At 45.4% G+C, this 24,928-nt stretch carries 26 protein-coding genes; 10 read left to right on the forward strand and 16 right to left on the reverse strand.

The window, feature by feature from the left end; all coding sequences use genetic code 11:
* Positions 1-30 precede the first annotated feature (30 nt).
* Entirely contained in the window at positions 31-489 is a 459-nt protein-coding gene (locus VPNCDNU1_RS24895) for an RNA-binding S4 domain-containing protein (RefSeq protein ID WP_104402870.1), read from the forward strand.
* Between the two features lie 66 nt (positions 490-555).
* Here VPNCDNU1_RS24895 and VPNCDNU1_RS24900 read toward each other — a convergent pair whose 3' ends face one another.
* A complete protein-coding gene (locus tag VPNCDNU1_RS24900) occupies positions 556-1,881 on the reverse strand; it encodes a D-serine ammonia-lyase (protein ID WP_104402871.1) in 1,326 nt (441 codons plus the stop codon).
* A gap of 206 nt (positions 1,882-2,087) precedes the next feature.
* Between VPNCDNU1_RS24900 and VPNCDNU1_RS24905 the strand changes: the two genes are divergently transcribed.
* The 5 genes from VPNCDNU1_RS24905 to VPNCDNU1_RS24925 all read left to right on the forward strand — a co-directional run bounded on the left by VPNCDNU1_RS24905 (position 2,088) and on the right by VPNCDNU1_RS24925 (position 6,094).
* Positions 2,088-2,735 carry a class I SAM-dependent methyltransferase gene (locus VPNCDNU1_RS24905; protein WP_104402872.1) on the forward strand — a complete coding sequence of 216 codons (648 nt, stop codon included), beginning with the start codon at positions 2,088-2,090 and terminating at the stop codon, positions 2,733-2,735.
* A 188-nt stretch (positions 2,736-2,923) separates the two neighbouring features.
* On the forward strand, positions 2,924-3,463 hold the full coding sequence (locus VPNCDNU1_RS24910) for a hypothetical protein (RefSeq protein ID WP_145959489.1): 540 nt from the start codon (positions 2,924-2,926) through the stop codon (positions 3,461-3,463).
* 174 nt (positions 3,464-3,637) lie between these two features.
* Positions 3,638-4,585 carry a DNA-binding transcriptional regulator DsdC gene (gene dsdC / locus VPNCDNU1_RS24915; protein ID WP_104402874.1) on the forward strand — a complete coding sequence of 316 codons (948 nt, stop codon included), beginning with the start codon at positions 3,638-3,640 and terminating at the stop codon, positions 4,583-4,585.
* 98 nt (positions 4,586-4,683) lie between these two features.
* A complete protein-coding gene (locus VPNCDNU1_RS24920; RefSeq protein WP_104402875.1) occupies positions 4,684-5,385 on the forward strand; it encodes a cupin domain-containing protein in 702 nt (233 codons plus the stop codon).
* A gap of 70 nt (positions 5,386-5,455) precedes the next feature.
* A complete protein-coding gene (locus VPNCDNU1_RS24925) occupies positions 5,456-6,094 on the forward strand; it encodes a glutathione S-transferase (RefSeq protein ID WP_104402876.1) in 639 nt (212 codons plus the stop codon).
* A gap of 27 nt (positions 6,095-6,121) precedes the next feature.
* Here the strand turns inward: VPNCDNU1_RS24925 and VPNCDNU1_RS24930 are convergent, their stop codons facing one another.
* The 3 genes from VPNCDNU1_RS24930 to VPNCDNU1_RS24940 form a co-directional block, all read right to left on the reverse strand.
* Positions 6,122-7,030, reverse strand: a complete 909-nt coding sequence (locus tag VPNCDNU1_RS24930; protein WP_104402877.1) for a LysR substrate-binding domain-containing protein — start codon at positions 7,028-7,030, stop codon at positions 6,122-6,124.
* 123 nt (positions 7,031-7,153) lie between these two features.
* Positions 7,154-7,480 carry an antibiotic biosynthesis monooxygenase family protein gene (locus VPNCDNU1_RS24935; protein WP_104402878.1) on the reverse strand — a complete coding sequence of 109 codons (327 nt, stop codon included), beginning with the start codon at positions 7,478-7,480 and terminating at the stop codon, positions 7,154-7,156.
* Positions 7,477-7,824, reverse strand: coding sequence for an NIPSNAP family protein (locus VPNCDNU1_RS24940; RefSeq protein ID WP_104402879.1), 348 nt, complete (start codon positions 7,822-7,824; stop codon positions 7,477-7,479). The genes VPNCDNU1_RS24935 and VPNCDNU1_RS24940 overlap by 4 nt, the downstream gene beginning before the upstream one ends.
* Positions 7,825-7,913: 89 nt before the next feature.
* On the opposite strand from VPNCDNU1_RS24940, the gene VPNCDNU1_RS24945 reads away from it, so the two are divergent.
* The 4 genes from VPNCDNU1_RS24945 (at position 7,914) to cobD (ending at position 11,250) form a co-directional block, all read left to right on the forward strand.
* The gene (locus tag VPNCDNU1_RS24945; RefSeq protein WP_104402880.1) at positions 7,914-8,597 is read left to right on the forward strand and encodes an ArsR/SmtB family transcription factor; all 684 of its coding nucleotides are present in this window, start codon (positions 7,914-7,916) and stop codon (positions 8,595-8,597) included.
* A gap of 69 nt (positions 8,598-8,666) precedes the next feature.
* On the forward strand, positions 8,667-9,206 hold the full coding sequence (locus VPNCDNU1_RS24950; protein WP_104402881.1) for a histidine phosphatase family protein: 540 nt from the start codon (positions 8,667-8,669) through the stop codon (positions 9,204-9,206).
* Positions 9,206-10,198, forward strand: a complete 993-nt coding sequence (cbiB, locus tag VPNCDNU1_RS24955) for an adenosylcobinamide-phosphate synthase CbiB (RefSeq protein WP_104402882.1) — start codon at positions 9,206-9,208, stop codon at positions 10,196-10,198. The genes VPNCDNU1_RS24950 and cbiB overlap by 1 nt, the downstream gene beginning before the upstream one ends.
* The gene (gene cobD / locus VPNCDNU1_RS24960) at positions 10,195-11,250 is read left to right on the forward strand and encodes a threonine-phosphate decarboxylase CobD (protein WP_104402883.1); all 1,056 of its coding nucleotides are present in this window, start codon (positions 10,195-10,197) and stop codon (positions 11,248-11,250) included. The genes cbiB and cobD overlap by 4 nt, the downstream gene beginning before the upstream one ends.
* Positions 11,251-11,355: 105 nt before the next feature.
* On the opposite strand, the gene VPNCDNU1_RS24965 is transcribed toward cobD, so the two are convergent.
* The 12 genes from VPNCDNU1_RS24965 to VPNCDNU1_RS25020 all read right to left on the reverse strand — a co-directional run bounded on the left by VPNCDNU1_RS24965 (position 11,356) and on the right by VPNCDNU1_RS25020 (position 24,285).
* The gene (locus VPNCDNU1_RS24965; RefSeq protein WP_104402884.1) at positions 11,356-13,023 is read right to left on the reverse strand and encodes a metallophosphoesterase; all 1,668 of its coding nucleotides are present in this window, start codon (positions 13,021-13,023) and stop codon (positions 11,356-11,358) included.
* Between the two features lie 336 nt (positions 13,024-13,359).
* A complete protein-coding gene (locus VPNCDNU1_RS24970; RefSeq protein WP_104402885.1) occupies positions 13,360-14,214 on the reverse strand; it encodes a tagatose bisphosphate family class II aldolase in 855 nt (284 codons plus the stop codon).
* Complete coding sequence (gene nagA, locus VPNCDNU1_RS24975; protein ID WP_104402886.1) at positions 14,205-15,446, reverse strand: N-acetylglucosamine-6-phosphate deacetylase; 1,242 nt, start codon at positions 15,444-15,446, stop codon at positions 14,205-14,207. Before nagA ends, VPNCDNU1_RS24970 begins: the two co-directional genes overlap by 10 nt.
* Positions 15,436-15,876 carry a PTS galactosamine/N-acetylgalactosamine transporter subunit IIA gene (agaF, locus tag VPNCDNU1_RS24980; RefSeq protein ID WP_104402887.1) on the reverse strand — a complete coding sequence of 147 codons (441 nt, stop codon included), beginning with the start codon at positions 15,874-15,876 and terminating at the stop codon, positions 15,436-15,438. Before agaF ends, nagA begins: the two co-directional genes overlap by 11 nt.
* Before the next feature lie 79 nt (positions 15,877-15,955).
* The gene (gene agaE / locus VPNCDNU1_RS24985; protein WP_104402888.1) at positions 15,956-16,840 is read right to left on the reverse strand and encodes a PTS N-acetylgalactosamine transporter subunit IID; all 885 of its coding nucleotides are present in this window, start codon (positions 16,838-16,840) and stop codon (positions 15,956-15,958) included.
* On the reverse strand, positions 16,830-17,606 hold the full coding sequence (agaW, locus tag VPNCDNU1_RS24990) for a PTS N-acetylgalactosamine transporter subunit IIC (protein ID WP_104402889.1): 777 nt from the start codon (positions 17,604-17,606) through the stop codon (positions 16,830-16,832). Before agaW ends, agaE begins: the two co-directional genes overlap by 11 nt.
* A 27-nt stretch (positions 17,607-17,633) precedes the next feature.
* Complete coding sequence (gene agaV, locus VPNCDNU1_RS24995) at positions 17,634-18,113, reverse strand: PTS N-acetylgalactosamine transporter subunit IIB (protein ID WP_104402890.1); 480 nt, start codon at positions 18,111-18,113, stop codon at positions 17,634-17,636.
* A gap of 2 nt (positions 18,114-18,115) precedes the next feature.
* Complete coding sequence (locus VPNCDNU1_RS25000; protein ID WP_104402891.1) at positions 18,116-19,288, reverse strand: SIS domain-containing protein; 1,173 nt, start codon at positions 19,286-19,288, stop codon at positions 18,116-18,118.
* Complete coding sequence (locus tag VPNCDNU1_RS25005) at positions 19,288-20,595, reverse strand: D-tagatose-bisphosphate aldolase, class II, non-catalytic subunit (protein ID WP_104402892.1); 1,308 nt, start codon at positions 20,593-20,595, stop codon at positions 19,288-19,290. The genes VPNCDNU1_RS25000 and VPNCDNU1_RS25005 overlap by 1 nt, the downstream gene beginning before the upstream one ends.
* A gap of 8 nt (positions 20,596-20,603) precedes the next feature.
* A complete protein-coding gene (gene agaR, locus VPNCDNU1_RS25010) occupies positions 20,604-21,380 on the reverse strand; it encodes a transcriptional repressor AgaR (RefSeq protein WP_104402893.1) in 777 nt (258 codons plus the stop codon).
* 383 nt (positions 21,381-21,763) lie between these two features.
* The gene (agaR, locus tag VPNCDNU1_RS25015) at positions 21,764-22,537 is read right to left on the reverse strand and encodes a transcriptional repressor AgaR (protein ID WP_104402894.1); all 774 of its coding nucleotides are present in this window, start codon (positions 22,535-22,537) and stop codon (positions 21,764-21,766) included.
* A 203-nt stretch (positions 22,538-22,740) separates the two neighbouring features.
* A complete protein-coding gene (locus tag VPNCDNU1_RS25020; protein WP_104402895.1) occupies positions 22,741-24,285 on the reverse strand; it encodes a purple acid phosphatase family protein in 1,545 nt (514 codons plus the stop codon).
* Positions 24,286-24,928 lie beyond the last annotated feature (643 nt).

Raw genomic sequence — 24,928 nt, forward strand, 5'->3', positions numbered from 1 at the left:
ATGTCGCGTCAATTCTAGTGAGATTTGTTAATGAGTGAAGAGATTGAAGTAGAAGCGCTAGGGGTTGAGGTCGCATCTCAGCCAATAGAGCTCTATAAGGTATTAAAAATTGCTAATGTGGTGAGTGGCGGCGGCGAAGCGAAATATGCCATCTCAGAAGGCTATGTGGCAGTAAACGGTGAGTTAGAAACTCGAAAGCGCCGAAAGCTTTACGACGGCGACGTGATTGAATTTAATCAGGAATATTACGTAGTCATTTGTGATGCGCCAGTATCAGAACCAGAACCCAAAGAAGCGAAACCCGTTAAACAAGAAAGCCGTTTGGCGAGCCCTTCCAAAAATAAAAAAACAGCTTCAGGTAATAAAAAGTCAGGCTCTAGCAATAAAAACAGTGCGGCCAAGAAAAAGGCTAAGAAAGAACAACCCGAGAAGAAACCAAGCCCATCCCCTCGTGATGAGCAAACGGGGCGTGGTTCAATAAAGTTTTAAGTTAAAAAATCGAGCTTACGAGCTCGATTTTTGTTTCACGTATCATTGCTGAATAATTGAATTTTATCATGGGTGATTCGTATACCTGGCCATTTCTTCCTTCGGCACCATACCGCCGCCAGTTGCCCAGACTATGTGAGTGGCGTTGTTCAATTTGTTGTTATCGATGCCGAACTTGTCTAAGTAGTCTTGGTGTGTGCAAACATGAAATGGACCTGCCATGCCAGCCAAAGCGGATGGTTCTAACTGAATATCTTCCGTTAACCAAAGCTCTCGAAGTAAGCGATACATATGCTCATCCGATAGGGTATAAAACCCATCTAGCAAGCGTTCCATCGCCTTTCCAACAAATCCAGAGGCCCTGCCTACCGCTAAACCGTCGGCGGCAGTTATGTTATCTATCCCTATATCTTGTACGCATATTTGGTCGTGCAAACTCGTATGTACGCCAAGCAACATACAAGGCGAATGCGTCGGCTCAGCAAAAACACAGTGAACGTGGTCTCCGAATGCCATTTTTAAACCGAATGCGACCCCACCTGGTCCGCCGCCCACTCCACACGGTAAATACACAAACAGAGGATGCTTTTCATCTACGGTGATATTTTGTTTTTCTAGTTGCTGCTTTAGTCTTTCCCCTGCAACGGAATACCCTAAGAAAAGGGTTTGTGAATTTTCATCATCGATAAAGAAGCAATGAGGATCTTTTTCAGCCTCTTTCCGACCTTGCTCGACAGCCACTCCGTAATCTTGTTGGTATTCCACTACGTTTACGCCATGGCTGCGAAGCTTGTCTTTTTTCCACTGACGCGCATCGGAAGACATATGAACCGACACCGAAAACCCGAGTTTGGCGCTCATAATACCAATAGATAAGCCAAGGTTTCCTGTCGACCCCACCGCTATTTTGTATTGGCTGAAGAATGTTCTGAATGTGTCTGAGTTGATGATACGGTAATCATCACTTTCCTTGAGTAGCCCTGCTTCTATCGCTAACTTTTCAGCATGAGTCAGTACTTCATAAATTCCACCTCGTGCTTTGATAGAGCCCGAAATGGGAAGATGACTGTCTTTTTTCAGCATTAATCTCCCAGCTATTTTTGTGTCGTAGAGCTGCTCTAATTTTTTATGCATGTGTGGAATCTCGACCAATTCCGATTCAATCATGCCTTGGTTGATTTTCGTTTCAGGAAACACCTCGTTAATGTAAGAGGCAAGCCTTCCTAACCTATCGCTGGCTAACTGAATGTCTTTAGAACCTAAGCCTACATAAGGCAGCCCTGTATCTAAGTTGGTGGACTTAGGGTTAAACCAGCAGACTTCTTCGAGCGATATCAGTTTTTTAACCAATGGAAACTGCTGAATGAGTTCGGATAATTTAGGGGCAGTCATTCCTTTTTGTACTCCGTGTGCTAAGTGATCGGTACTTTTTTGAGCTTACTTTGATCTTGAGTTATTGGGTTTATTAAATATTTGTCTTACATAAATAACAAATGATTAATAATCACGTATGTGTGAATCCAGTTCAACTCAGGCGTATCGAATTCGAATAGAGTAGAAGTTCACCATGCCATGCGGGCTCTATAGGGGTAATAAAAGTGAAAGATGCCAAAGATTTTTGGAACAAAAGTGCACCCAAATACGCCAAAAGACCGGTAAGAGATGAAGCGGTTTACCAGAAGAAGTTGGACGTAACACGACGCTATTTTGCACAAGACGGGAACATTCTGGAGTTTGGCTGTGGCACGGGCACAACGGCAATCAGCCATTCTCCTTATGTAAATAGCATTGTCGCCATCGATATTTCCTCGAATATGTTAGACATTGCCAAATCCAAAGCGGAACAAGAAGGGGTTAGCAATATAGAGTTCAAAGAGGGGACGTTTGACCAACTTAACTTGGCTAAGCAAAGCTTTGATGCAGTGCTCGGATTGAACGTTCTTCACTTAATGGAGGATATCGATTCCGTGCTTTCTCAAGTATTCGAACTGTTGAAACCCAATGGTATTTTCGTTTCAAGTACGGCGCTTATTGGGCAACTTAATATTGCATGGCGACTGCTTATACCATTGATGCAAACGCTCAATCTTGCTCCTTACGTGAACCGGCTGACGAAAGACGCGTTAACCGAAAAACTGCTTAAAGCGGGCTTTCAAATTGAATACGAATGGCAACCCGGTGGTGATTCAATGTTTATGATTGCCCGAAAGCCGCCCGTTGAAGATGTCGCAAATATGAAATCATAAGCATTTGTTTTTTGAGAGACTTGGTGTGCGGTTCGATGGATGTTAAACAGTAAGAGAGTGAAACAGACAGTATCCTAACATTCATTAGCAGGCACATTATGGGGAATGGCGAAAATCGAAGGGAGTTTTTCGAGCTTCTTAGCGTTCTTTTTACCAAGTATCTAGTGATATTTTCGGCGACATTTAAAATGTTTCGCCACCCTCATACCTTTGCCGATTGCATTGAAGATTCCACTTCAGGCATTAAACGTGCTGTAATTTACTTTGCTGAATCTATTGTGCTCGTTTTTGTGATTCCACCAATTTTACTCAAAGACGAGCAGTCACTGAGCTTTATTGAACAAGAATCTATTGTGGTGGTTTTTGTCGCTTGTATTGCCATAGTTGCTTTCTTGCACTACCTCATTCTTTGCGCACTAGAAAAGCGCAGGCTTAACTTACGCTCAACAATGATTCTAACGTTTTACGCTTACGGATTGATGATGCTTTGCCTAGCACTTTTAACGGTAATTGAGGATGCTAGTAAGCTCAAAGCAAATATTTCAGGTGGCATTGAAAGTGCGAAGTTTTGGATTTCCATCTTTGCCATCTATGGGATGTATCTGTCCATTTTAGCTTTTCATCGATGGATTGGAGAGGTGAACGGTGTGTCGGCATGGAAATCTTTTTTTGCCTTATTCATTAGTCTGACTTTTTACAACCTGTTAATGATGTTCTTTGTGACCTAAAGTCTCCAAGAAATTTTTCTTTCATGTGCTTACCCTCTCGCTCTTAACATCACGATGCATCGAGACCCATGTACACAGTTAGGTGTAAGGTGCAAATTCATAAGCGGTGATCCCATCATGACTCGACTTGTGCTAGCTTCATGATTCAGCAACCGAAGATTCATGGAGAGATGCGTGTACACCAAGCAGGATCGATTCTCAAAACAACAAACCCTCAGCAGTATGCAGCTATCTAAACTGCATACATTTGAAGCCGCGGCGAGGCACTGTTCGTTTTCTTTAGCAGCCGAAGAACTCTCCATCACACCAAGTGCTGTATCACATAAGATGTCTAAACTCGAAGACGAGCTAGGTATCACGCTGTTTCATCGAGCCAGCCGAAAAGTGTCTTTAACAGACGAAGGAGAGCGCATGTACCAATCAGTGCGCAAAACTCTGTTTGCCTTAAATCAAGATGTCTTAGACATAAAAAACGGCGATGTATCTGGCACGTTAACAGTGTATTCGCGTCCATCTTTTGCTCAGTGCTGGCTTGTTCCGAGGCTGGCAGACTTCAAGCAACAATTTCCTTTTATTGAATTAAAGCTTCTCACTGGGAACGAAAATATCCAGCTCCAAGGGTATGGTATTGACGTCGCCATCTATTTTGACGACAAAAAACCTACGTCACTTCAGTGTACAGAGATCATGCCTGAATCCGTTTTTCCTGTGTGTTCACCACAATACGCGGAACAATACGATTTGTCCGAAAAGCCCCAGCACTTGGACCAAGTCACGCTGCTCCATGACGATCAAGCGTGGGATACCGATTCGGGTAGAAGTGAGTGGGACGAATGGGCGAGCGCCAAAGGTGTCGAACTGAATAACAGTGGAAATACGGGGATGTCTTTTGATCGCTCCGATCTTGCGATGTTAGCAGCGGTTAATCACTCCGGTGTCGCGATGGGCAGGAAACACTTGGTTAATGATCTCCTCACAAATGGAGCCTTGATAGCGCCTTTTGGCGATAGTGGTGTGGTGTGCAAACAACAATATTATGCGGTCAATGTTCGTGAAAATGTCCCTAAGAAAGTGGTTCAATTTTTAGCGTGGCTTCGCAAACACGCAGAAGAGAATAAATAGCGGTAAAGAAAATCTATACTGGCTGTGAAGAATTAATGGTTCGTCACTTTTGCGCTCATTCCTTATATTGAATACATAAATTAACGGAAGGCAGAAAGATGAAAAATAGACCTGAAACCGCTGCTCAACCTCATTTAGAATTTAATGTGGAATTTGACGAAACCGTCCGTGTAGCGGCAGAAGAACAAACGTATTCTGCAACGCCTATGGTTGGCGTAGAGCGAATTATGTTTGAAAGACTTGGGGGAGAAGTGGTTCGCAGAGCGACTTCTGTTGTTCGGTATCAGCCAGAAAGTTATTTCGAATCACACGTTCATGCTGGTGGAGAGGAATTTATTACCTTAAGTGGCGTTTTTTCTGATGAAAACGGCGACTATCCAAAAGGTGTTTACGTTCGAAACCCCGTAAGCTCAATCCATCGACCGCATTCGAAAGAAGGATGCGAAATCTTTGTGAAGCTGGCACAAATGCCAGACTCAGAAAATCAACAGTCGTTCGTTTTAGACACCAATACCGCAGATTGGCAGGTTAATGCGAATGGTATTGCATCACTGCAACTGTGGAAATCGGAGTATGAAGACACCCAGTTAATTCGTTTGTCTGCGGGCAGTCACTACGTTGAAGAAACTTTTGAAGAGGTTGCTGAGTACTTTGTATTGGACGGCGATCTTCAAATCAATGACAAAACCTTTACCGCACACTCTTGGGCGAGATTCAAACCACACAGCCACTTAATTCTGCGCTCAGATAATGGCGCGACCTTATACCGAAAAATTGGCAAAGGTTTTGTCAGGCGTTAATACGCTCTCATTCCCATTTCATTAATGTAACACAACCAATAACTATCACATCGATCTGTGAGGGATCATTATGTCTAGAGAAAATACAATTACCGTTTACGAAACAACAGGTTTTCCAAATCCGGCACGAATTCGAGCAGCATTGGCTGAAAAACAGGCGCTGTCGAATGTGAAATTTGTCGAAGTGGACGTCATGAAAAAAGAGCATAGAACCAAAAGCTTCTACGCTAAGAACCCATTGGGAACCGTGCCCGTAATGCAAACCGCGGAAGGTGAATTCTTGTCTGAATCTACCGCAATTACGGAGTACATTGACAGTTATTTTGAGGGAACAAACCTTACCGGAGTCAGTGCACTAGAGCGTGGGAAAATTCATATGATGCAGCGTCGTGCGGAATCGATGGTCATTGATGCTGTGGGTAACTGGTTTCATCACGGAACAGATGGCCTTGGTCCAGAGCTGGAAATCAATCCATGTCCAGAGTGGGGGGAGAGGCAAAGAGAAGTCGCGATCGAAGGCATGCGTTATTTTGACAGCGTTCTTTTACATACCCCATATGTGGCAGGTAAGGAGTTCTCCATGGCGGACATTACCTTGTTTTATGGTTTGGCGTTTGCTGATTTTGCACAAGTAGCAATCCCTGCTGATTTCAATAACTTGTTGGTATGGCGAGAAAAAATGGCTAAGCGACCAAGTTTAGCGGGATAAGACAGTAAGCTGGCTTTATGCCAGCTTTTAAATTTGAGACCCTAACCACTGGTGAAAGTCTTTGGATTTGTTCTTATTGCATTCTTTGAGTGGTGAAACGATGAAGTAACTGTAGGAAGAGCAATAGCTCTCCGTGCCGAAAGGGCGAATGAGTTTGCCACTTTTTAAGTCTTGGGCAACCAAAGCTTCTCTGCCTAATGCGATCCCCTGACCGCGAATAGCAGCTTCGATTACTTCCGAAAAGCTGTTTATTTTTAAACCCTTGGTGGGACTGCTCATTGGCGTATTCGCTTTTTTAAACCACTCTTCCCAACACGGGTAACCTTGACCGCTAGGCACGGAAAGATCATGCAAAAGCGGTAAATTTTCCCATTTAATAGCGTGTCTCTCTGTAAGGCCATACTTATCCGAAAATTCAGGTGAACAGACTGGGAAGATTTCCTCATCCATGAGTTTTTGGCTTTGAAGCCCTTCCCATTGACCGCGTCCATAACGTATCCCGACATCTATCCCTTCACGGGTGTAGTCGACAGGTTTTATGTGTGTTTCTACTCTTAGGTCGTAATCGGGGTACTGGGTTTGGAAGTCCGATATTCTTGGTAAAAGCCATTTAGAGGCAATTGAAGGGCTGACAGCAACACGCAAACTGTTATCAAACACGCTACTGTTCAACTTGCCCAATCCACTTAAGATACTGCTAAACCCTTGCTGAATTTCTGGGTACGCCAGCTTGGCTTCTTCGGTCAATTGGAGTCGAGATTGACCTGAATTGGAACGAACAAATAACGGCACGCCCAGCCACTCTTCAAGTAGCTTTACCTGCTGCCCAATAGCAGCAGGCGTTACGTTTAGTTCAAGTGCCGCTTGCGAGAAGCTAAGGTGGCGAGCCGATGCTTCAAAAGCTCGAATTCCATTGAGGTGTGCTAACCGGTTCATAGAGGATTTGATCTTATTGATTTCGTAACTCAATAATAAACCTCAAACAATGATACTCAAGAAACTCTTTTTGAAACGAAAGATAGAGCTCGAACGAATTTTAACCGCGAAGGTCAACAATCCCTAGTCCAATGGCACTTGCGCCCGTTCTTCCAGCCCGTAATCTCTGACCACCTGTGCGACTCTGAGGCGGTATTGAGCAAACAACTCTTTTCTGCCTTTATCCTGCGCTAAGCGGTGTGTTGCCAATGTGCGCCAACGTTTTACGGCGGCTTCATCCTGCCAAAACGAAAGCGACAAAAATTTATTGGGTGTAACCAGGCTTTGAAAACGCTCTACGGAGATAAACCCTTCAATTTGAGCTAGGTCCTTTTTTAACTGACCAGCGACATCAAAATACTCTTCTTTACCCGACGCCTTTGGTTCAACTTCAAATATCACGGCGATCATGCAAGGTTCTCCAAAGAGCGAGGAGCCTGTTTGTAGGTGGAAGAAACAACTTTAAGAAACGTTCTTTTTTCTTCAATGATAAAGCGTTGATCCTTGGCAAAAGAAAAATTTGATTGTCCAGTCTCCGACTCTTTCAGCCTTTTTCTGTACAACTCATACTCAGTTAAAGATGGAAAGCTAATGAGCCCGTAGGCACAATAATTGGTGCCCTCATGTGGCACAAAATACCCTAATAAATCGCCGCCACATTCTGGAATGATTTTGCTCCAATTTTCAGCGTACTGTTCAAAAAGGCTCACTTTGAATGGGTCAATTCGGTATTCAATAAAACAAGTGATGGTCATGGTTGTTGTCTCCTTACTACTTTTGCTACAGTCTACGAGCTTAAAAAAACGCACGCTTCGATGAGCATCGAACTAAAGGACTCATTTTCATGGAACCAGACATTGCCTATGTGGCAGGGTTAATTGGCGATCAAGCCCGCTCTAGAATGCTAATGGCATTGATGGGAGGAAAAGCCCTTACTGCAACCGAGCTTGCAATGGAAGCCGAGATCACCGCGCAAACGGCGAGCAGCCATTTACTCAAGCTGGTGGAGGGCGAACTGCTTATGGTTCGAAAGCAAGGGCGTCATAAGTATTTTCAGCTTAAAAATCAAAATATTGCTGAGCTTTTAGAAAGCTTACTGAATATTACGGTTTCACTGTCTTCGAATAGCGTTAAAACGGGTCCTGAAAATGAAAGGCTTCGGAGATCGCGGGTATGTTACGACCACTTAGCAGGAGAGTTAGGGGTTGAATTGTTTGATCATTTGGTGGCACAAGGTTGGGTCTGTGGTGATGTAGACGATGCAACGCTTACAGGTAAAGGCGTGGACTATTTCCGTACCATCGGGTTTGATGTGTCTGAACAAAACCAAAGCAAACGTCCTCTGTGCAAAGCTTGTCTAGATTGGAGTGAAAGGCGCAGCCACCTTGCAGGGCGGTTAGGGCAGTGGATATTGGATGATGCGTTATCAAAGCAATGGGCATTGCGTGATATGGACTCAAGAGCGATTGAGTTTACCCAGCGGGGTTTGCGTCAGTTTTATCAGAAATACCAAATTCAGCCAGAATGAACCCCATTAAGCACTCGAAATTTTACACTGTAAATCCTTCTATCTCTTTGTTTTAAGGCTTTTTCTTATATGCAATTTACACGTCTCATCGTGCTAATTCGTCATGGTGAAACAGAGTGGAATCGTTCGGGCGTTCTGCAAGGTTGGCGCGACAGTCGTTTGACTAAGAATGGCATTGGGCAGATTCACCGCTCGGCAAAAAAAATCGTTAAATATCAATCTAGCACCCCATTTCCTATCTATACCAGTGATCTAGGTCGTTCTTTATCATCCGCCAGAATACTTGCCAATGATTTGGGAGGATACCTTGTGGTGGATAAAAGATTGAGAGAAAGGGGCTTTGGAGAATTAGAAGGCAAGCCACTAGGGGCTGAATTAGCTCAAAAAAACAAAAAAATGCCAGAAACTCTAGAGTGTTACCACTTAAGAATACGAGAGTTTATTGCTACTGTGACTCGTCAAAAATCCGATCAACCCGTGATTGTGATTGGGCATGGAGAGTGGATTCGTTCTTGGCAAAAAATGTACATAGGCGACGTTGGGCTCGCGCTACCGAAAAATGGCGACATTATTGTTGGCGAGTTGGAATCAAGGAAAAAGGCTTCTTAATGGATTGGTGGTTACACAGTGTATTTGCTCCTGCTATAGCGGTATGTGGCGCATTACTGCTCGATACCTTGTTCGGCGAACCTAAAAAATGGCATCCACTAATAGGCTTTGGCAACATTGTTTATTGGGTTGAAGAAAAGTTAAATACTCCAGCAACGAGAGATACGTTAATAAGCCAAATCCAAGGAATAGCGGCGTGGTTGCTGGCTGTTTTTCCCATTGTTGGCGGTCTGTTTTGGGGCGTGTCTTTGGTAGGTAACGTTTCTTTTGTTTGGAATGTGTGCCTTGATGTGGCGATTCTTTACGTTTGTATTGGTCAGAAAAGTTTGCTTGATCATGCAGGTTGGATTCATCAGCCGTTGCAGGCAGGGGATCTTGGTGAAGCGAGAGAGAAAGTTGGTTGGATTGTCAGCCGAGAAACCGAGCAGATGTCCGAGTATCAAATCACATCTGCAGCCATAGAATCGGTGCTAGAAAATGGTAATGATGCGGTTTTTGGTACGCTTTTCTGGTTCATATTACTAGGTGCTCCGGGGGCTATTTTATTTAGATTAGCCAATACATTAGATGCAATGTGGGGTTATAAAAGCCCTCGCTTTAACAGCTTTGGTTTCTTTGCGGCCAAAGCGGATGATTTTATGGGGTATTTACCAGCAAAAGCCACTGCATACAGTTATGCGATCTTGGGTAATACCAAGAACGCAATGAAATGCTGGAAAGCGCAAGCCAAATCCTGCTCTAGCCCCAATGGCGGACCGGTTATGACGTCGGGCGCGGGTGCGCTTAATATCAAAATTGGAGGCCCTGCGATGTATCACGGTAAAATGCACGACAAAATTTACATGGGTTCTGGGGATCTCGCGAAGCCAGAAGACATCCCAAGAGCTTGTAGATTGATTGTTCGAACTAGCCTGCTGTGGTGTAGCGTGCTTATTGTGCTCGCTCTCGCGATGCTGGATTGGAACGCGGTACTTTCAGGAGCCAACTTATGATTCATCATGGTGGTAAACTATTTGAATTTTCTACTCGCTTTGGCATTCCTGTCGAAGATTGGCTGGACCTGTCCACTGGTGTGAGCCCATACACTTACCCAGTAAGCGATATACCTACCAACGTGTGGAATCGCTTACCAGAGGACGAAGATGGGTTGATCGAAGCTGCGCAGCAGTATTACCAATCACCCCAGCTTTTGCCTATTTCGGGTAGCCAAGCGGGTATTCAGCTATTGCCCTCTCTGTTGTGTAAGCACCGCTCGTTAGCGAAGGCTTCTTCATTGTCAACGAAACAGCCTAGTGCTAAACCACTTCGAGTTTTGTTACCCAAAGTGGGTTACAAGGAGCATCAACACGCGTGGCAGCAATGTACGGAAAATGGGCTCGCGAAACTGCATTTTTACGATGGCAAGCCAAACGAGCAATCCATTGCCAATTGCGATGTTCTTCTTGTGATCAACCCAAACAATCCGCAAGGGGTAAAGGTCGCACCAAGCGTTATTCAATCGTGGTTGTCTGCTCTGCCAGAACACGGCTGTTTAGTGGTCGATGAAGCGTTTATGGATATGACGCCTAATGAGTCTGTTTTGCCATACTACCCACAAGGTGTTCCAAGCAACCTCTTTGTTTTTCGCTCAGTAGGGAAGTTTTTTGGGTTGGCAGGAATGCGGCTGGGCTTTTTGTTCGCATCCGCCGATTGGCTCAAAAAGGTTCAGCGTAAGCTAGGTCCTTGGGCTGTTTCTGGTCCTGCGCGCTACGTCGCGAAGCAAGCTTTAATCGACCAGCAATGGCAGCAGAATAACCGCAAACAGCTGATGAAAGATGGAAAAAAAATGCACACGTTACTCAACGCATTTTTCCACGAGGTGGAAGGGCAAACCCTGTTCCACACGGTGAAATGCGAAGAAGCAAAAAAGCGGCATACACAGCTTGCGCAAAAAGGGATCCTAGTCAGATTATGCGATGAAGGCGATGCCTTACGATTTGGATTACCTCGCGAGCAATCTCAGTGGCTCAGGCTGGAAGATACGCTCAGAGATCTTTGGAAGTAATTCTTGATATGATACAGCCCCCTCGTGTGAAGAGGGGGCAGTATCGAAAAGACGTTTGCCTGAAAAGGCACTTGCCTAAAGCAAAATAGAGTACGGAAAAAAGCGTTAACGCGGTGCTAAAAGCTCCACAGGCTGGCGTGTAATACCAGATGCTTTATCTGCAATGAAATGGTTGTAACTCCCATTCACGTATTCCAAGCCTTGAACTCTTCCTTCCAAGTTGTAATTGGTTTGATGATCCACATCTGCAGCGATGACATGGTAGTTATATAAGTAGGAAGGCTTTTCAAAAACAGTATGCCCAATGATGACCTCTTGAGCCCCAAATTCGGCAAGCCCTTGTTCTAGCTGAACCTGCGATAGCTGCTCTCGTGGGACGGAACGATCCCAGTAGAGTCGTGAAGGTAAGTAATACGCATCTTTAATCAGCTTGCCTTGATCATCATAGCGGATGTAGCCGGCATCCATGTGTTCACGCCCATAGGCATTGATGTCTTTTAACAACAGGGTCTTGTTTTTTAACGCAGAGATAAGATCGTTATTAAACCCAGCGTGAACAAACAGCGTATCACCTGCGATTTCCATGATGTTTTTGGAACGCAGCCATTGGCCAAGTACTGTATCTTTTGCGTGAAGTTCTAAAAATGTTTTGCCCATCAAACTGGCATTTTCAAAATAGCGGGGGTGAACATAGCGAAAATCGCCATAAAAGTTCATCAGGTCGTGGTTACCCAAAATGAAATGCACGTCACCACCAACACGTTGCGCTTGGTTTTCAAGGTGATAGAAAAGCCACAAACTTTCAGTCACGTACTCACCTCGGTCGAACAGATCACCTAAGTGATACAAATGCCCAGAGCCATAGGTCCAGTTGTATTCCTCGTCCATGATTCCAGCTTGAACTAGCATGTAAACGAGTGCTTCTATGTTGCCTTCGAAATCGGAAGTCACAAAAAACTGAGTGGGCTTGTCATATTGGTAAGTTGGTGGTGTCACGCCTTCTTGAAGCTGCACGTTAAAACTGCCTAATTCTCCGGGCAAGTCTACCTTAATCCCTTCTTCCGGCACTTGATAATAGATACGATTGGTTAGCCCTGATTGACTGACAGCCTCGATTTGTATCGAGCCATTGGGAAGTTGGGTAACGTAAGGACCGTCTGGTTCCCCTTGGTAGTTAAGTTCTTTATTTAACGATGCATTGAACTGGACATCATTAGTGGAATGGTTGACCTGATTGAAAACCGCGACAGCAATAATATTCTCGCCTTTTACGAATGCGCCTGAAGGCAGAACAAAGGTGTTTTCAGCGTCTTCAGCGTATTTTGAATACTTCATTGGAGCGGTCGTATTGGTCAGCGCTTGATCGCGTTTCAATAAAGGTGATCGTGCGATTTCAACACCGTTAACCCAAATAACGGCAGCATCATCAACACGCATTTTTAGGTACACATCTTTCAGTATTAAAAGGTTGTTTACCTTAATGGTTTTTCGAAAATAATAAGCACTAGGCATCGCCTCAGGAAAGCTCATTGTTTTGTAGTTGGTAAGCGCAGTATTACCGTCAATAGGGTGGTCGTAGCCATAAGAAAAGATGCCTTTGCCTTGCTTCCAGCCCGAATCGTCGTAACTTGGCTGGTTCCACTCAGGTGATGGTTCAACACCGCTGTCCATGTAACGCCATTCTGAACCGTAATCGAAGAACATTTCTTTATTGTCTTTACACGCTGTTAAGGCAAGCACTGCGACAAGCATGAGCCAATATCTGATAGGCATCTGTTTGTTTCCTTTAATGATTTTTTGTGTATGGATTTGTGTGCATAGGTTTACGGGCACAGCATAGTGGTGAGTTACTGCATTGGTGTTAAGAACATATGAAAGTAAAGTGGCAGAACCACAAGATACCCGTGATGCTTTTGAGAATATGAACTCATATATTTATGTATCGTTCTTAAGTGAGGTAGGCGAATTGGTAGCGTTGTCTCGGAATGGGAGGGGGTCAGTATCATTCAAAAAATAGGGGACCGAGGGTTCAGTCCCCTAGAAAAACACCTAATGGGGGGTGGTGTTATAAAAAACGATGGCTGCTTGGTTGATAGGGTAAAGAGATCGCTAGATCTTTCCTTCGCTGCCGCACATGCGAATTTTCTCTATCACGACTTGCTTCATTGCTGCTTTACCCGGTGTAATGTATTTGCGTGGGTCGTTTGCGCTAGGGTTGTCAGCAAAGTGCTGCTTAACCGCATCAGAGAATGCGATCTTCAATTCGGTCGCTACGTTCACTTTGCACACCCCCAAATCAATACAGCGCTTAACGACGTCATCTGGTACACCCGAAGCCCCGTGAAGAACCAAGGGAATGTCCACTTCCGCGCGAATTTTCTCTAACCGATCAAAGTCGAGTTTCGGTTCGGCTTTGTATAATCCATGAGCTGTGCCAATGGCAACAGCCAGCGAATCTATCCCCGTTCGGCGAACAAATTCTGCTGCCGAGGCTGGGTCTGTCATGAGGGCGTCTGCGCTGTCTACGATTAAGTCGTCTTCCTGGCCACCAAGTCGCCCGAGTTCCGCTTCTATGCTGGCATCATAGCGGTTACAGAATTGCACGATAGACCGCACGATATCGATATTCTGCTCAAATACGAAGTGAGAGCCGTCAATCATGACCGAGCGAATACCTTGTTCAACCTTACTGCGGATATCTTTTTGATCTTCATGGTGATCTAAGTGCATGACTAACGGCATTGAATACTTGTGGGCAGCTTCTTTACAAATACTGACAAGGTAATCGGTGCCGGCGTAATCATAGGTGCCCGGAGTGCCTGCCAGTATAACGGGTGACCCCATTTCAGAAGCGGCTTCTACGATCACTTGTACGGTTTCGAGATTATGAATGTTGAATGCGGGAACCGCGTAGCCACCATGTTGTGCGCGTTTAAGCATTTCACGAGAAGAAATTAGATACATAAAGCCTCCTGATTGGGCGTTGAAACCGAGTTGAATACGAGACGCCCGTGAACCCAAGTGTGAGTAATGGAAAAATTTGAATTTATTGCCACCATGGAAGCGCGTTTGCCAACTTCCAAAGTGCCGAATTGATCTTGAATACCAAGCGATTGAGCGGGCGTAAGTGATGCCATTAGCCATGCTTGTTCGAGCGGTAAGTCGAGCCACTGCTGAATGTTGTACACCGCGTTATTAAGCGAGAGAGTGCTGCCTGCCAAGCTACCAGCATCGGTTTTCACCACACCGTCTTTCACCGTTACGGTGTATTCTCCCAATGTGTACTCTCCGTCTGGCATACCAGCAGCACACATTGCATCGGTGATTAAGGTTAAGCGAGACGAGCAACAACGGTGTGCCACATCAATAGCGGCAGGGTGAACATGATGGCCGTCAGCGATCATCTCGACGTAACAGTCTGGGTGGATGAGACCGGCTCCAACCACCCCTGGATCACGATGATGCAGCCCTCGCATACCGTTATAGCAATGGACAATCCCGTTCGCCCCTGCATTGAGCGCCTGTTGCACTTGGTCAAAACTGGCATCGGTATGACCAAGCATGACTTTTATCCCTTGCGTACGCAGATATTGGATCGCCTCGATTGCGCCTACCTTTTCTGGCGCTAATGCAAAGCTTATGAGTTGGTTATCGCTGTAAGAAATCCAATCGTCGATCTCTTCGACGGAGAGCTCTCTAAACCATTGTGTTGGGTGCGCGCCTTTATGTTTTGCGGTGAAGTAAGGACCTTCTAGATAAGCACCGAGAATTTCTGCGCCGTCTACCCCTTGCTTTTTACTTTGCGCGACTTGCGCTAATGCCGCCCGAATTTTCGCGACTGGTGCGGTTACTGTTGTCGCGACAAACGCTGTTACGCCTTGTGTTGCAAAGAATTGAGACATGGTATTTAAGCTACTGTGTTTAGCGTCCATCACGTCACACCCTTTTGCACCATGTACATGGGTATCAATCAGCCCCGGTAACAGGCTTACTTCACCAAGATCGACTGCCGATGTGTGGCAGGAAGTATCGAATGGTGCAATCGTACTGATGTTTCCATGCTCGTCTACGCTGATAACGGCGTCATTTAGCCACTGATTACCCTGTAAGATCCGTTTGGCACGATAGATTATTTGAACATGGCGCGGCTTTGAGTGTTGGCTGTTTGAATCTTGATTAGTTTGCCTAGATCCCATCGTCTTCTACCGCCGTAGGTTGGTTGGCTTTTGGCGCTATTTCTGCGGCGAGGGATGTGATTCCTCGATGAGCGCATTCCAAAGCTTGGTCTCGGAAATCCGTAAGTTTTAGCTCATCTCGATCGAGCAGCATTTCCGCTACCATCTGTAAATTCGTGCCTGTGACCACCTCTATGTCACTGCGTTCTTGGCTGATTAGAGAAGCCGTGCGAAATGGGGTGCCACCGAGAAGATCGGTCAGAAAAACGATACCGTCACCCGAGTCAATATCTTCAATGGCTTTGCGCATCGCCTCATCAAGCTGAGGTGTGGTGGCTTCTTCTGGAAAGTCGATAGATTTAAATTGTGGTTGGTCACCAATGATTTGAAGAATGGCTTGCGTAATGCCGGAAGCAAACCCTCCATGACCAGACAAAATGACAGCAATCATGTGTTATTCCTTCTTTGGGGCTGACGATTCAGCCCCTCTTTTGTTTCATGAAAAACAATGTTTAGTGAAAAAGCCGTGTTTACAAAAAGCCCATGAAACGGCCGGCTACGCCAAGCGTCACGGTGATGCCAATCAGCTTCAGCGGGCTCCAACCTCGTTTCACCAAGGCGTACATAGCTAATGTGTACAGCAGCGGTAGAAAGGCTGGCATGAGTTTGTCGATAACGTCGGCTTGCAGTTTGACCACAGCGTCACCCGCGGTGATTTCAGCGGTAGTCGATAAGCGAACGTATGTTGCGACCAAAGCGCCGATAACGGTCATCCCAACCATGGAAGCGGCATGACCGACTTTTTTGGTGTTTGCTTTAATAATGGGGATGGCGGCGACCCCCATTCGATACGCGTAGTGTGCTAGCCCAAATCGCAAGCCAAAGTGCACCACATTGAAGAGGACCATAAAGAACACGGCACCCATAATGGAACCCTGTAGGGCAAGGTCTGCGCCTATACCGCCACAAATAGGCAGAAGCGTTAGCCAGAACATGGCATCACCAATTCCACCCATCGGTGCACCAACCGCAATCTTGGTACTTTGAATACTGTTGATATTCTGTTTGGAACGTTCCATCGCTAACACAATGCCCATAACAAATGTCACTAAGAATGGGTGCGTATTGAAAAAGCCCATATGACCTTGCATCGCTTTGGAAAGGTCCGCTTTGTTGGTGTGAGTCTTTTTCAGTGCTGGGAGCAAACCGTATAACCAACCCGATGCTTGCATACGTTCAAAGTTGAACGACGCTTGCAGTAGGAGGGAACGCCACGCCATTTTGTTAATGTCTGCCTTTGTTAGCTCGGCACCGATCTCTTTATCTTCGTACTCGTCTTGCGCCACGCCTGGAGCGGGTTGCACAGCCGTATTTTGAGTGCGAAGGTCAATTTCATTGCTCACATTAGATTCCATCTTCAAGGTCCTCAGTTGGTGCTGTAACAGGGGTGGGTTCTGATTTGCGCAAAAAGTCGATAATAGCCATAGCTGTCGCCGCTGCCGCTATCGCGAGGATAGGCAGCTCTAGCCACGCTGCAGCCACAAAACCGAGGATGAAATACGGGATGTAAACGTTTTTCATCATGATTTTCATTAAGACAGCGAAGCCAATGGCGGGCATGATTCCACCTGCAACCCCAAGACCATCGATCAATTCTTTTGGAAGGGTACTTACGACGGCTCCAGCATGTTCCGCACCAAGGTAAATGGGTAAGAAGGCACAAAGAAAATAGAAGGTTCCGAGCACGCCAAGTGCAAAATAGTTCACGCGCTCAATGCCCTTTGTATCGGCGTTGCGAGCAAATTCATCACACTTAGACATCACCGCAGACATAGCGGAGAAGAGTAAAGTAATCCCCATTTGAACTGCGACAGCAAATGGCACCGCAACCCCAACCGCGACATTGGGTTCAACGCTGGTGGATATGGCAAACGCTGTGCCTACGATGGTTCCGATGATTACGTTGGGCGGTTGAGCACCAGCGAGTGGAGCCAAACCCATCCAAATGAGTTCAAGCGTACCGCCCACCAAAATGCCGGTTTGAACATCGCCAAGAATCAAACCAACAAGCGGTCCGAGTACAACAGGCCGGTGAAAGTGGGTGAGACCATTGAACAAATCAAGGCCAGCAAAGAAGGCAAGGATGCCGAGCATCAACGCCTGTAAGAGTCCTATTTCCATGAGTGTTTGTCCTTTTTCATTGAAAGCTTATTGTTGAATAAGCGTAAAAAGATCCGTTGCGCTTTCTGTAGGTACACCTTGTACAGTGCAACTCACTCCGAGCGCGTTGAGTTTTTGGAACTCCTCGACGTCTTCGGCATCGACCGAAACCGTTTTAGATATCTGCTTTTTTCCGTCTACGTAGTGCATGTTGCCAACATTGATATTGGTAATTGGAACGCCTCCTTCCACCAATTGGCGAAAGTCTTTAGGGGTACGGCAAACCAATAAGATACGTTGGCGGTCGGCGGCTTTATGGATGGTGTCTAGTGTCTTTTGCACGGTCCAAAATCGTATGGCGATGCCGTCGGCTAGCACCATCTCCATTAGGTTTTGCTGGATAGAATCTCCGGCAACGTCGTCATTGACTACGACCACAATATTGGCATCGGCAAAGCCAACCCATTGCACACCTACTTGCCCATGAACGAGGCGCTCATCAATTCGACTTAAAACAATATTTGGCATGATTAATTCCTTTTAATGTCATTGCTAAATGGATGGATAGTTACGCCTTGTACCACTCGGTTAACTTCACCTGTCGGGCATGGATTGTCTGGGCCTAGCCCAAGTTGAAGTGATTTCTCAAACGCCAACATTTGGCAGAATAAGATGTAAGGAAAACAGAGCCATTCTTCATCCACATCCAATTGCCCAAGCTCGAATACATTCGTGTTGTCTAACGTTTTTTCAGTGAGGGCAATGTGCTTCAAGGCTTGCTGGTCTCGTTGGATTTCGTTAAATAAATCAATATCGTATTGGCGGGTATAGTTGGTGCTGGAGAAAAACTGAATAACCAGCGCTTTATCGTTAATGGTGAACTTAGGGCCGTGACGGAACCCAAGAGACGAGTCGAATGCCGTCATAATTGCTCCCGCACTGAGCTCCAACGACTTTAATGATGCTTCGCGCGCAAGCCCGGAAAACCCGCCGCTGCCAAGCACAATTAGGCGCTCATACGGCAGAGCAGCAAGTAATTTGGTGGGGGATTGCCATTGGTCTAATTTGCTCTCGCATAAGCTGGCAATGGTGACGATGTTTCTACGCGATTGCTCCGCTGTATTGCCACCTAGTAGTACCAGCGTCGACATCAGCATGCAGCTGAAACTGGATGTCATGGCAAAGCTTTTATCATTAGAACCTTCAGGCATGATCATGCAATAGGCGTTGGTTGCGGTATCCGCGTAGCGAGAAAGTGCTCCGCTTTCATTACACGTCAGAATTAAGTGAAAACATTCGGGGACAAGCTGCTCAATCAGTTCGACCGCGGCGACGCTTTCTGGGCTGTTACCAGACCGAGCGTAGGAAACCAATAAAGTTGGTCGCTCTGGGTTAATGTACTGCACTGGGTTTGAAACCAAATCCGTTGTTGGAATCGATTCAACTTGAAAGCCCAACCCTGCTTGAACGAAAGGCATTGCAGCGTCGCCAATAAATGCCGAAGTGCCTGCACCTGTAAGAATGATGCGAAGATCTGAACGCGATAACAGAGGCGATAGAAACGCGTTAATCGAATCCGATTGGCTGTCTAAATCGTTTGCTAAACTGCGCCATAAACGCGGTTGGTGTTCTATTTCTTGAGCAGTGTGAATACCATTGCGTTGGTCTAACCAAGCGGGCTCGTAGCCTAAATAGGTCGTCATTAATTTGTCTCCTTACTCGCCACTGAATTGGAATAGCAAGCCGCGGAATAGACCTCAGTCACTTCCATGATCTTGTGTATAACAATGTCAGCGGGCAGGTTTTGAATTTGATTTTGGAGGATGGCTTTTGCCTGATTGGGCAAATACTGGCTGAGTAAAGTCAGAGGCAATGGATTTGCCAGTAGATTGCTAAATAATGCATCTTGCGCCTTTCGCACATCAGGGTGTGTCCAGTAGTAACGAATTCGGTCGCTTAAGCTGTAGCTGCAATCAAGAAATTGCTGGTGCCCTTTGCTTAAGTAGTGAGAACGCCAGTAGTCGGGTTCTTCATGCATGACTTGTTCAACCGTGTCGCGCAGGTGAGAAGCGTGATGGCTACCCAGCCATTCTTGTTCTGCCCGCTCTAATCCGTAGAGTGCTTCACGCAAGGCAAAGGTTAACGCGGGGCCGACTTTGAGAATGGCAAAGTGATCAACAACCAGCTCATGATATGCGTTGGGGTTTTGGTAATCGGTTGAATGTGCTTCAAAGACGAGGTGAGGTTGATCTTCCACAACCTTACTTAAAGGCTGAGCTGCACTACTTTGGTAGTGATGAATCGAGTGGTGATCAAACTCCACGCCCGGCTGAACCACTAAACCAATGATGCGCGGCCATACATGCCCCAGCCCTAAATCATGAAATGCTCGGTGATGTGCGTCTAATGTAGCTAGTGCTTCTTCAGGAGTGGTGAGTTCGAGTCCTTCTTCTTCCAATGATTCTATTGCGCCGCCGGGCGTGGGCACTTCTGTACCAATGACGTACAGCGGGGGTTCTCCACCTACATCATTCCACGCACTTTCTGCAACAAGGCAAAGCTGTGCCGCGCGTTCTGCCATGATGCTTTCACTCAGTGGTGTCTTGTCGTCTACGCATGACATAGAGCAATCAAGGTGAATCTTTTTAAACCCAGCGCTCACGTAGTCGTGAATCATTTGGGCAGAATATTCCATGGCTTGACGCGCTGGTAGATGTTGCCAACAATTCGGACCGAGATGGTCACCACCTAAAACGATGCGTTCGGCGGGGAAACGGTGTTTTTCTGCAAGCAGATAAACGTGTTCGGAAAAACTCAGCGGTGTCATACCTGTGTAGCCACCAAACTGATTAACTTGGTTGGAAGTCGCTTCTATTAAAACCAATTGATTGTCGGTTGCTGCTTGTTTGATTGCGGCTTCTAACACTAAAGGATGGGCTGAGCACACGGAGTAAATACCAGTAGTTTGCCCTTGCTTATGCTGTTCAATCAGCGATTGTAGAGTTTTCATGGTGGTTCCTAATTAACCGTTTGATCGGCGAGAATGACGTCGACACCCATATCGAGCAGCGCTTGATGAGTGGTGTGGGGAATGTTGCTGTCGGTGACCAATACGTCGATTTGGCTGGCGGCTCGGATCATGCAAAAGCTTTTACGCCCGAATTTGCTTGAGTCGGTCACTGCGATGATCTGTCTTGCGACGTCGCACATGGTGCGGTTGATCTGAGCTTCTAGGTTGTCTGGTGTGGTGATGCCTGCAGCCAAGTCGAATCCATCTACCCCTAAGAAAAGTTTATCGAATAGATAGGAGCGGATTTGCTGCTCGCCATGGTGTCCGGTTAATGAGCACGACGCCCTGCGCAAGCTGCCACCCACAACGTGCAAGTCGATTTGTTCGTTACTGCTGAGTTGATAGGCGGTATTGAGCGCGTTAGTCAAAACAACGAGGTGTTGCTTATTCGCAAGGTATTGCGGCATTAACCCAATAGTAGATCCAGAGTCGAGTATGATGGCTTCCCCGTCTTGCACCAATGTAGCGGCGGCGTGAGCAATTTTTTGCTTGGTACTGCGGTTGATTTGATCTTTGCGATAAAGAGGCTGGTCGAATGCGAAATTCGGATTCAAATTTGCGCCGCCGTAACACCGAAAAACGCAGCCTTCTTTTTCCAGTAGATTGAGATCATGGCGAATGGTTACTGCCGACACATCAAATTCATCTACAAACTCATCTACCTTTCCTGAGCCGTGGGAACGAATGTGCTCCATGATTTTTTGTCGTCTTTGTGTACTCGTCATGACCAATGCCTTTTCTTGTATATCATCAACAGCTGAAATGCTCTCTTGTCTGCTGCAGTGAATTAAATCAGGCATGATGAAACAAAAATGAAAGGTTGATCACAGGTGCTTGTCTTTCGTTTTTAGGGATGAAACCCTTTCGTTTTGTATGAAGTGAAAGCTTTGTCTTTCATTTTTAATTTGATGTTTTAGTCAGTAACTACCATGGCATCACTGATCGACGTTTTCAGAACTGAAAGTGAGAATGAAATAGCGACGAATAGAAGGATTTCGAAGTGCCTCATGCGTGAGATCACATTCTTAGTAATAGGGAGATTAGGCTTTTTAATAACGGGCCAACGAAGGAGCGGATTGAGGATGATAGCGTGATCGCGATAAAGCGGTTACGTTATAGCTACGATGTGCACATCAATACCTTTGGCTTTAAGATCTTCTTCGTAGCCAGCTGGAATACCGCTATCGGTAATCAGTATATCAATTTGTTCTGGGCGCGCGATCGAGCAAAAGCTTTGGCGATTAAACTTCGATGAGTCGGTAATGGCGACCACGGTCTGCGCAGACTCAACCATCTTCCTGTTTACCGCTGCTTCCCCTTGATGAGGTGTGCTGATTCCAGTCTCTTTATCGAATCCGTCTACTCCAATAAATAAAATATTAAAATGATAGCTCTCCAATAGATGCTCCCCAGTAGTGCCACAGAGTGAGTACGAGTTTTTTCTGAGCATTCCGCCAGTCACCATAACGTCTATTCCATCTTGGTTGGCCAAGTGGTAAGCGATGTTAATGGCGTTGGTCATCACCGTTAAGTTATGTTTTCCCTTTAAGTGATGGGCAATTTGTTCTGTGGTAGAACCGGAATCAAGCAAAACGGTGTCGCCATCTTTGATCAAGTTAGCGGCGTAAGCACCGAGTTCGGATTTGATACGGTTATTGATTTGCAGTTTGTCGTTTAGGGGTTGATCAAATGCAAACTGGCGGTTTAGTTTGGCCCCGCCATAGCAGCGAGTCACACACCCTTGTTTTTCGAGGTAATTGAGATCATTTCGAATAGTGACTTTAGAGACTTGGAATTGCTCCGCGAAATCATTTACATCACCTTGTTGGTGGGTTTGGATGTGGCTCAAAATAGAGTCACGGCGTTGTGCTGTGTCGGTCATTGGCGGTTAAACGTATTCTGCTATTGGTATAAGCCTAACTTTAACTCACGTTACCTTGGCATCATACATCTTAGGATACTCAACCATTATATTCTTGCTGAGTATGGTCTCTAGCTTTAAAAAATGTGCCAGCGTAAACAAAAAGTCATCGAATCACGTATGTACTTACTTGCCTACGCAGGCACGAGCAACACCTAATTTGCTCAGTTGGTTAAGGTGACCACATCGTCGTACACCCTTCTTTCCCAGCTTTGCACAAATCCGGATTTGTCCATAATTGGGAATACGTAGACCGGAGCGATTTCCGCCGACCACGTTCCTTTCTCGTTTTTCTGAACATTCACTTCTAAGTGACCGTAGTGTTTACCACCACTAACGAGTTTTTTGCCTTCCCAAGTCTCTGGGGCGTCAAGGTGAGCGAGAAAAACTTGGTGAGGGTTATCTAGTGGGACATCGAATTTACCATCTTTACCGAAATAGGGACCGCGAAGCCCGTCGCCGCCAATACCAACGTCGTAAAAATGAATACCTTCTACGACGGAGTGCTCGTACATCTCATCGTGCCCCGCAAATACGGCATCGACACCGTATTTTTTGAACAACGGAGTTAGGACTCTTACTGGCACACCAGATTGGTTATCTTGACCTTTTTCAAATCCTTGTTCCCCAGTTGGAAATCCGTGCGGGCCAACGGAATAAGGCACATGGTGAAATTGCACAAAAGTGAATTGGGCCGTTTTTTGGGCATCTGCCAATTGTTTCTCTAACCATTGGTACTGTTCTGACCCTGAGTTGAAATCGGGGGCGTTTATCCCTGTTAAACGCCAGTTAGTATCTTGGCTCGATTTGTCGGCTTTGCCGTCGGACGTGTCTATGGTGATGTATGTGATGGGACCATAGTCCACTCGGTAATATCTGTCTTTAAACACAGAACGCTTGCTGCCGTTGTCAGGTACATCAAAATAGGTTTGGTAGCGAGCAATTGCTTGGGCAGAGAGATCTTCTACGTACTCATTTTTTCCGCCATCGGGACCAGGGTAGTTTTCGTGGTTGCCTATTGCAGGCAGAATAGGAACACGTGAGGCGACGTTACCCAGCTCGCCGGAATTGTGTCGCCAAAACTCATCCCAATCACGTTGTTCATTGCCAGACTCAACCAAATCCCCCGCTATGGCGATAAAATTTGGTTGTCTCGACGAAATCACATTCATGTTCTGTTGGTAGCCTATTGTCTGGTCAACAATATACTGTCGGTTAAAGTCGCCAAATGGTTCAGACCAACGACGGGTTCGACCTGTCGATTCAGGCTCTGTTTCTGAATCGGAATACACCACAAACCGAACGTTCCCATCTTTGCTCGGTGCCGTGGTAAAAGTGGCATTATAGGTTTGTCCATTTTGTGTAACGGCATATTTGTATTCCGTTCCAGCATTCAAGCCAGACAGGGTGATACTATGAATGTATGGTGCGCTGGTGCTGACTAACTCTTTTTCATATTTCTCTATTTCAGTAGGGAAGTAGTGCAATGCTTTCGCTTCTTTTGGCGTTGAGGTGAACACTTTACTCTTACCATGTTGCTGTAGCGTCACTTCACCGGGTGACTTTTTATTTGATAACCACATGATGGTCATGCCGTCATCCGTCGGGTTCTGTAAGTACGGATGAACACGAAATTCTGGGTTGGCATACGCAGACGCACAAACCCCTAGACCACTTAATATGCAGGTTGTAATCCATCGCTTTTTCATACTTTCTCCTAGCGAGTTATAAAATGGAGGTGTTCGATGTATTTAATCAGCTAAAAATAGTTTTATTATTTAACTGGATCACACTTGTGTGTTTTTAAATTTCACAACATTTAATCTTTCATTTTTATTAAAGTGAAATGAATTTTTAATTGAATAGACGCGCAGAAAAGGAAGGACGCTAAGTATGATGATTGAAAGTGAGGTTTTTATTTCTATGTTATTTCTTTTCTGTTTCGATTTACGAGCTATTACATATCACACTTTTATTGTTGGGATGTTACTTTTTAACCATGGCTAAGCGCTGAAATGATAAACGGCAGCTTAGGCTGATTATGTTTTATCTTTATGATGTATAAGGTAAATAATAGAATTCGATATATACAAAACTGACCTGGAAGGATTTGTAGACCACTTTATTTTAGAAATAATGTCAGTAAAAGATTTTCTAGTAATGAATGATTTTTGAGGATTTATTAGTTTACGATTAAGAAAGGATTATTAATTGAAAAATTCTGCTAAATTAAAATCGTTATTTTATGGGGTTTCTTATATTTGAAATAAGATAAAGAGCATTTATCTTATACTGTATTACTTTCAAGAGCATATAACTCATTGATAATTATTAATGGAATAAGTATCACAA

The sequence above is a fragment of the Vibrio penaeicida genome (assembly GCF_002933855.1).
Taxonomy (GTDB): domain Bacteria; phylum Pseudomonadota; class Gammaproteobacteria; order Enterobacterales; family Vibrionaceae; genus Vibrio; species Vibrio penaeicida_A.